General features: G+C 29.9%; 6 protein-coding genes. 1 reads left to right on the forward strand and 5 read right to left on the reverse strand.

The window, feature by feature from the left end; genetic code table 11:
- Positions 1 to 158 precede the first annotated feature (158 nt).
- The 4 genes from U9R42_12125 to U9R42_12140 form a co-directional block, all read right to left on the reverse strand.
- A complete protein-coding gene (locus tag U9R42_12125) occupies positions 159 to 995 on the reverse strand; it encodes a nucleotidyl transferase AbiEii/AbiGii toxin family protein (GenBank protein ID MEA3496764.1) in 837 nt (278 codons plus the stop codon).
- Positions 976 to 1,614: a hypothetical protein gene (locus U9R42_12130; protein ID MEA3496765.1), complete on the reverse strand. Its 639-nt coding sequence runs from the start codon at positions 1,612 to 1,614 to the stop codon at positions 976 to 978. The genes U9R42_12125 and U9R42_12130 overlap by 20 nt, the downstream gene beginning before the upstream one ends.
- A 208-nt stretch (positions 1,615 to 1,822) precedes the next feature.
- Positions 1,823 to 2,740: a rhomboid family intramembrane serine protease gene (locus tag U9R42_12135; GenBank protein MEA3496766.1), complete on the reverse strand. Its 918-nt coding sequence runs from the start codon at positions 2,738 to 2,740 to the stop codon at positions 1,823 to 1,825.
- A 65-nt stretch (positions 2,741 to 2,805) separates the two neighbouring features.
- Positions 2,806 to 3,219, reverse strand: coding sequence for an OsmC family protein (locus tag U9R42_12140; GenBank protein MEA3496767.1), 414 nt, complete (start codon positions 3,217 to 3,219; stop codon positions 2,806 to 2,808).
- Positions 3,220 to 3,363: 144 nt separating this feature from the next.
- On the opposite strand from U9R42_12140, the gene U9R42_12145 reads away from it, so the two are divergent.
- On the forward strand, positions 3,364 to 6,708 hold the full coding sequence (locus U9R42_12145; protein ID MEA3496768.1) for a DUF4175 family protein: 3,345 nt from the start codon (positions 3,364 to 3,366) through the stop codon (positions 6,706 to 6,708).
- Positions 6,709 to 7,472: 764 nt separating this feature from the next.
- On the opposite strand, the gene U9R42_12150 is transcribed toward U9R42_12145, so the two are convergent.
- Positions 7,473 to 8,825 (reverse strand): gliding motility-associated C-terminal domain-containing protein (locus tag U9R42_12150; protein MEA3496769.1); only part of this gene is annotated, 1,353 nt, incomplete at its 5' end.

An 8,825-nucleotide genomic window follows, 5' to 3' on the forward strand; every position in this document is an offset into this window, starting at 1 on the left:
AATCAATCGAACTTTTTCTAAGAATTGTATTTGAGAGCGTTCGTTTTTTTAGATATTACTTTAAATTATTGTGCAAATAAAAATATTATTGTGAGTTCTTGTTATATTTTTTGACTATGCTTGACTGCCAACTTTAGTCATTTGGAATTTTAGGATTTTTATTCATATTTGATTAAATCAACTAATTTAAGGAAATAATCAGTTGACCAAATTGAGAGCTCATCTGCGTTTTGAATAAAAGGTTTTACATCTGCTTTTACCATTTCGATATTGGTTTTTATAATTCTCTCTTTCAAAAGTTTTGTAAAGACTTGATGTGTAAAATTAGCTTTACCTATATACCCACTCTGAACACAACGTTCCTTTAAGTGAATAAAATTTAATGGATGTTGGTTACGGACATACCATTCCAAATCATACCAATCGCGACCTTTTACTCTATTTCTCCAATTTCTGAATAAAAAAGCATGCATCTTACCTGCAAACAGAGAGGGTATTGTAAAACAATGCGTCATAAAAGAAAATGGCAACATTAAAAGATTATGTTCGGTATTAAAACCTAAAGGTGGATTTGTGTCAATTTCAATTTTGATTTTTATGGAACGCTGGGTTTGAAATTTAATATTATAAATTTCAGAATTATCCTTTAAAAAAGCTGATTCAATATATGTATTCGAAATTTTAGTTTTTTTGCGAATAACAACTTCTCTTCCGTGTGCTTTAAATTCTTTAATGATAGCATCAAAATACTTTTCAAGTGAGAACTTATCATTTTTCTTGAGAAGGGAAAAGTCCATATCCTCGGAAAATCTGGGCAGATTATGAAAAATTCTTAAGCAAGTGCCTCCATAAAAAGTAGCTTTAGCAAAAAAGCCTGCTCTGTAAAGTGCAGCCAACGTTATTTGTTGCATTACCTCATGTAATGCATTGTGCTTATTATCCGTTGTTTTTATCTCGTAACGAGATAGCATTTGATCAAATATTGTACTCATCATGAATAAATTTACTGAGAAATTTTAATTCTGTTTTTTTATATCCATACTTAATACATTCATCAATAATTGTCATATCCCATTTTTTAACAAAGTCGAAATCAATACGTAAATCTTGAAATAAAAATTCCCTTACAGCCTTTATCGATTGTAAACGAATTCCAGATTTAGTAATAATTAAATCACAGAGTGCTTTTTCAGGGCTTGCTATTAGATAAGTATGAGAATTTTTAATAATTTTTTGTATTATTCCTAAAGGAAAATAATTCTCAGGAACAGATATGTATTCAAATTCCCCTAATGGAGTATTAAAATTTTTACTTCGTTTTGTTGTAATTGACCTTATGCTGTAAACACGTTCAGGTATTAATCCATAAAATGATAATGCATTTTCAAGAGAAACATAAGATGGACCATACAGATGGTTAGCAATAAGTTCTTTTGATATGGCTTGACTTGTAATATCAGGTGAAACTATGTACGAACCTTTCTTTAATCGAATTAAATAACCCGATTTTTCAAGCTTACTAATTTTATCTCGTGGTGATTTATAGGTTGATAATTTGCTAGCAATTGTTTTATAGTCAATTGGAATTATACCATATTGTTGTAAATCATTCATAGTTAAAATATTCTTATATTAATTGAAATGCAAATATAGTAAAAATTACACACATAATCGACATTAACTCGATTATGTGTGTAGAATTTGTGAAAATAATTTATGTTGCTAATTTGCTATTAGCTCAATTTATGAATTTAATATGTATGTATTATCCGAAAACTACCCACTCTATTAACCGAAAAGTATTTAAAGAACCTCCCTTTAACTATTTCTTACTTGCATCAAAAAGCCTTTCTTTTTCCTTTTCAGAAAGACTGTCATAGCCTGATTGTGATATTTTGTCAAGTATATCGTCAATTTCTTTTTGGTCGGCAATATTCCGGGCTGTTGATTTTGGCTTACTTTGTTCCTTTTTACCGTTTCCTTTATATGTTTTAAACTTTGTTTTCTTTTGAGATTTAAATGCTTCCTTTATCGAAAAAAGCAGTTTGTTAATCCAAGAACCAATATCTTTTCCTTTTTGCAATTGTCTTACAAAAATAAAACCGTAGAGAGCACCTCCAAGATGTGCAATATGTCCACCATAGTTGCCTTCGGGAAAGCTGATTATGTCAATAACAATCAATGCTATTGCAATATATTTGAGTTTTACAGCTCCAATAAATAGAAGGTTTATTGAATAATTGGGAGTTAGTGTTGCAGCAGCAACAAGTATTGCTAAAACACTTGCCGAGGCACCAACCATCCCAAGTAATGGTGCTTTATCTCCAAGGAAGGGAATAAATTGATATATAATGAGATAAAAAATTCCACCTGTAAGACCACCTAAAATATAAGTACTTAATACTTTTTCATCGTTCTGGTATTCTCTAAAAATTGAACCAAACCAATACAAGATTACCATATTCCAAAAAATATGAAAAAATCCACTGTGCATAAACATATAAGTTATTAGTGTCCATGGTTTTGTTACGGTTGTAGAGCTGTCGGCAGATAATGAAAGATTATTCCAAAATTGTAAATATCCGTTTGAGTAAGTTTCTCCTGTAGATAGAAAAAATCCGAGTCGAACAATTCCAACAATTACAAAGAAAATAACATTAATTAGAATAAGCTTGTAAATTATGTTATTACTTTTGGTAAATTTTAAAATGAAATCGTTTATTCGTGAATTATAATTCATAAAAAAGGAATTTATTATCAATTTGCAAATTTAAAATAGAATTCTTAAAAAAATGCAATTTAAATTTAATTCATTATTTGAATTTCGTTTGTTATTTCAGCAGCTTTATTTAACATTAATGTAACTCCACAATATCTTTCTTCTGAAAGTTTAACAGCTTTCTCAATTTTAGCCATTGGAAGATCTTTACCCCAAAATTGATAAGTTATATGAAATTTGCTAAAATGCTTAGGATGTTCATTTGTTTCTTCTGCTTGAACTTTTACGTTAAATTTGTCAGGTTCTACACGCATTTTTTTAAGAATTGAAATTACATCCATTGCAGTACAGCCTCCCAGAGCAATTAACATCAAAGGCTTTGGTCGTGGTCCTTTGTCTTCTCCACCAACATTTGCTTCTGCATCAATTGTTATTGAATGTCCGTTAAGCTCAGTATCAAATGCCATTTTATCTTTCCAGTTTACATCAATTTCTAACATTTTTTTATTTTTTTATTTTCTGCAAATTTATCAAAGATAGTGCCTTTTAAATAATGTGAAATTTTGTCTTGTTAAATCAAGCTTAAGGTATTTTCTTTGCATAGTATTTGATACTTCAAATTCCTCTCTATTTTAAAAAATTTAATGCTAAAAAGTAAAGAAAATACAGCTAACTACAATCTTTTGATAAAAAAACTTGATGATTTTATTAGAAAATTTTACAAAAATAAAATTATTAAAGGGATAATATTAGTTTTAAGCATAATGTTAATCTCTTTTTTGCTTGTCAATATTCTTGAATATTTTGGACATTTTGGCACTTTGCTTCGTAGCATTCTTTTTTATACTTACTTATTTGTAAACATATTTATTTTAATACTATATATTTTTATCCCTGTTTTTCAGTTATTTAAATTAGGAAAAATAATTTCTCACAAGCAAGCATCTCAAATAATAGGTGCTCATTTTGAAAATGTTAACGACAAATTAACAAATACTCTTCAGTTGAGAGAGATGCTGGATTTGCATCCTGAAAATAAGCAAATTATAGAATTTAGTATTAATCAAAAAATTGAAAATCTTAAGCCGATTTCATTTAATACAGCTATTAATATTTTGGAAAATCGTAAATATTTAAAGTATTTGATTATTCCAATAGTTGTTCTTTTAATATTTATTTTCGGTGCTCCTCAAGTTTTAACGGAAAGTACAAACCGATTGATAGATCATAAAATTTATTATGCTAAAGAGCTTCCTTTTAAATTTATTTTATTGAACGACAGTCTTGCTACAGTTAGAAATGAAGATTTTATGGTAAGTTTAGAAGTTGACGGACACAGCCTTCCCTCAAAAGTAAACATTGAAATTGACGGTAGTAGTTTTGTTATGGATAGGCAAAGAAACAATGTTTTTGAATACAATATCAAAAATGTTCGCTCGAATTTTGAGTTCAAGTTTTCAAGTGGTTCGTATTATTCAAATAGCTATAAAGTGATTGTGTTACCAAAACCCTTGCTAAGAAAATTTACAATAAGGCTGGATTATCCGAATTATCTTGGCAAAAAAACAGAGGAAATTATTAATGTTGGAGATCTTACAATACCGACCGGAACAAAAGTCTATTGGAAATTTTTTACCGAAGAAACTGAAAAGTTATTATTGGGTTTTGAAAGAGAGCAGATCAATTTAAAAAGAAATGCTGAAAATATTTTTTCATACTCTAAACGCTTTTTAACAAATAATTTTTATTCAGTAAAAACTTCTAATAAGTTTATGGATAGTAAAGATTCCATAATTTATTACATAAATATTATTCCTGATGTATATCCGCAAATTCAGGTTGATAAAAAAGAAGACTCACTTATTTCCAAATACATGTTTTTTAGTGGAGAAATTTCTGATGATTATGGTTTGTCTAAATTAACTTTTAATTATAGGTATAAAAAAAGTGAAGATAGTTTGAAAATCGGAAAAAAATATTCAACAAAAATTACTGTTATCAGTGGAAAAAATTATCAAAATTTCATTTATTCTTTCGATCTAAATAAATTATCTATTTCAGCAGGAGATGTACTTGAATATTATTTTGAAGTATGGGATAATGATGGCGTTAATGGTCATAAATCAACAATGTCTCAAAGGTTTTTTTATGAAGCACCATCGATGAAAGAAATAGATGAAAAAACCGATAAAATGTCTTCAGAATTAAAGTCGGGGATGAAAGATGCTTTTAGAAAAACTAAGGAAATTCAGGAAGAATTAAAAGAAGCACGAAAAAAATTATTGGAAAACAAAACTCTTAAATGGGAGGATAAAAAATATATTGAGGATGTTTTGCAAAAGCAAAAAGACCTTAAATCGCAGATTGATAAACTCAAAGAGAAATACAAAGAAAATGTTTCTACTACTGATGAGTATAAAAAGATAAGTGATGAAATGATGGAGAAGTACGAACAGCTTTTCGAAATGTTTGAAAAAGTGATACCAGAAGAATTAAAAAAACTGTATGAAGAGCTTGATGAACTATTGAAGAAAAATATGAAGGATGAGATTCAGGAGGAGATGGAAAATATGGAGATGAGTACAAAGGACATGGAAAAGGAATTGGATCGCATGTTAGAAATGTTTAAGCAATTTGAATTTGAACAAAAAACCGATGAACTGATTGAGAAGTTAGATGAACTTGCAGAAAAACAGGAAGAACTTGCAGACAAAACTGATGAGAAAAAATCTAATCAAGAAGATCTTGAAAAAAAGCAAAATAGATTGAATGAAGATTTTAAAGATATTGAACAGGACTTTAAAGAATTGGAAAAACTGAACAAAGAATTAGAAAATTCGCACAATCTTGATGATTTTAAACCAGAGCAAAAAGATATTGAACAGCAACAGAGCGAGAGCTTAAAAAATTTACAAAATAATAAAAAGAAAAAGTCATCACAGAATCAACGTAATGCTGCAAAAAAGATGAAAGACCTATCAAAAAAGATGGCAGCTATGAATATGAAAATGAAGATGAGTGCGATGAAAATTAATTATAAAAAATTACGTCAAATAGTTGAAAACCTGATACATCTTTCATTTGAACAAGAAAAACTGATAGAAGAATTAAAAAAAATAAACACTTACAATCCTCAGTATGTTGAGCTTGCACAACGACAACGAAAATTAAATGATGAAGCAAAAATGATTGAGGATAGTTTGTTTGCATTAAGCAAAAGAGTACCACAGATAAAAAATTACATAAACAGAGAGTTGAATAATCTAAACTTTAATATGGATAAAACCATTGGATATTTTGCCGATAGAAATATTCCTGAGGTTAGAAAAAATCAACAATATGTGATGACCTCAGTAAATAATATTGCCGTGATGCTTAGTGAGGTGTTAAAAAGTATGCAAAGTCAAATGTCGATGAAGGGCTCGGGAACAAAGATGTGCAATAATCCAAAGAAGGGTAAAAGTCCAAAGTCAGGAATTAAGGGGTTGCGGAAATTACAAGAGCAATTAAATCAACAGATAAAAGACTTAAAGAATGGACAGAAGCCGGGGCAAGGAGGTATGAGTAAAAGAATTGCTCAAATGGCTGCAAAACAAGAGAAGTTGCGAAATCAATTGCGGCAAATAGAAATGGAAAATAAAAAGAATGGAAATGACCCCGGAGCTAAGCTTAATGAAATACAAGAGTTGATGGAAGAAACTGAAAAAGACCTTGTTAATAAAAGAATAAATGCTGAAACAATAAGACGACAGAAACAAATTACAATCAAACTGTTAGAAGCAGAAAAAGCAGAAAAAGAACAAGGACGAGAAAAGAAAAGAAAATCAAGAACCGCAGCAGATATTTTTAAAAGAAACCCACCTTCACTGGAAGAATATAACAAAGAAAAACTTAAAGAAATAGAATTGTTACGTACCGTACCACCAACGCTTAACCCTTATTATAGGATAAAAGTTAAAGAGTATTTTAGGCAATTACCTGTGAGGTGAGTGATAAATTGACAAAGAAGAATTGTTTATCCATACGGACTCATACGAGCTAACTTCGTGTCGCAGGTTTTGGTGATTTGTTTATTTGTTTCAATTCATTTAGTGGTCATTTGCTTCGCTGTCATTTAATTGTCATTAAGTTGTTTATTTGGAATTTGACTGCGAACTGTTGACTGAAGACTGAGAACTGAGGACTGAGGACTGATTTGTTTATATTTTCACGCAAAGACGCAAAGAACGCAAAGAAGAATTGTTTATCCATACGGACTCATACGAGCTAACTTCGTGTCGCAAGTTTTGGTGATTTGTTTATTTGTTTCAATAGTCATTTAGTGGTCATTTGCTTCGCTGTCATTTAATTGTCATTAAGTTGTTGTAAGCTCCAAGATACCGTCATTGCGAAGGAAGTATGACTGAAGCAATCTGATGAAAGAATTGTTTATTTGTTTATCTGTTGATTTGTTTATTTGGAATTTGACTGCTGGCTGGAGACTGCCTACTGCCTACTGCTGACTGAGGACTGTTTTTGACTACCTCTGCTAAAAAGCCCGAGATTGTCGCGGTCGTACCTCTCTCACAATGACGGTTTTATGGGTTGTTGTAGGAGTTGTTTATCCATACGGACAGGTTTTGTTTATTTGGTGATTTGTTTATCTGATTATTCGTAACACATAACTTTAAGTACTTCTTTTTGTTTATTCAAAATTTGACTGCCGACTGCCGACTGCGGACTTCTTTGCTAAAAAGTTTGAGATTGCCAATTATTACCTAACAACTGTTATCATGCCACTTCTTTTTATTTCTTTTCCCATTATTCCTTTTGCAAAAATTTGATAGTAATAAATTCCAAGAGGAACTTTTTCTCCTTTAAATTTTCCGTTCCAACTGTTGTTAATGTCTTGTGACTCAAAAATCTTTTCACCCCAGCGATTGTATATTTGAATTTGAAAATCAACAATGAAAGAACCAGCAACTTCAAATTTTTCATTCAGTCCGTCTCCGTTAGGAGAAAAAGCGTTAGGAATAAAAAGTGTAGATGGACATTTTTCATTTACGAAAAATGAATCTGTAAACTCACAATTGTTTGTGTCAATTAAAGTTAAATATTCAAAACCTTCTGAATAGTAATATGAATACATGCTATCTTTTTCTCCATTTGACCAAATAAGCTCATATTTTTCATTAAGATTTAACGGTAGTACTTTTACAATAGCAGGTGAATCTTCACAAAATGCTTTGACACTAAAATAAAACTCTGGTTTTTCAATTCCTTTAATAAATATGGAATCCATTGTTTTACATCCTATTGTGTTTATGGCTGTAGCAAAATATTTTCCCGCTGAACTAATGCTTATTGATTTTGTAGTTTCACCATTTGACCAAATAATTTTGTTTGCATCTGTTTTGGCTTTAATTATTATTTCTTTATCCGGACATAAAACTGTATCCTTTGGCAATTCCATTTTTGGAAAATCAAGAAAATTATAATTAATTAATAAAGTATCTGCACTATTGGAGTAAAAAACAATTGCTTTAATGATTTTATTTCCACTACTATTTATTTTTGTTTCAATAGTTTTATCCGTTGAGTTTTTTAGTAGTGAATCTTCAATGTACCAGTGTAAAGAATCTTCACCACAAATATTTGCTATAAAAGTAAAATCACCTGGTACGCATTTACCAAAAACAGAAATATCGGGTTTGTCATAAATAGCTTGTGAAACATTAGGTAAACCCAATTGTGTTTTAGTCCCTGGTGCCAGTTTAATTATTTTTTCAAATAATCCACAATCCGGTGCAGGTAAGTTTGGATATGGAATACAACTTACATAATTCTCATAACAGGAATGTGTTTGTACAAAGTAAATTTTCCCATCTGGTCCCATAGATAATGCACCAATTTGATTAATATCATGATCGTCTTCACGTGTTGAAAAAAAATATTTTGATTGAAGTATTGTAGCCGAATCACCTGAACTTAAATCATATTGAAATATACCAGGATTAGAATGACTAAAATTTCCAACATACAAATATTTACCATTTGCTGAAAACTCTAAACCATATAACGAAGTATTACCTTGAGTAAATGTAATTTTTAAATAAAACTCTGCAAC

This window comes from Bacteroidota bacterium (genome assembly GCA_034723125.1).
Lineage (GTDB): Bacteria > Bacteroidota > Bacteroidia > CAILMK01 > JAAYUY01 > JAYEOP01.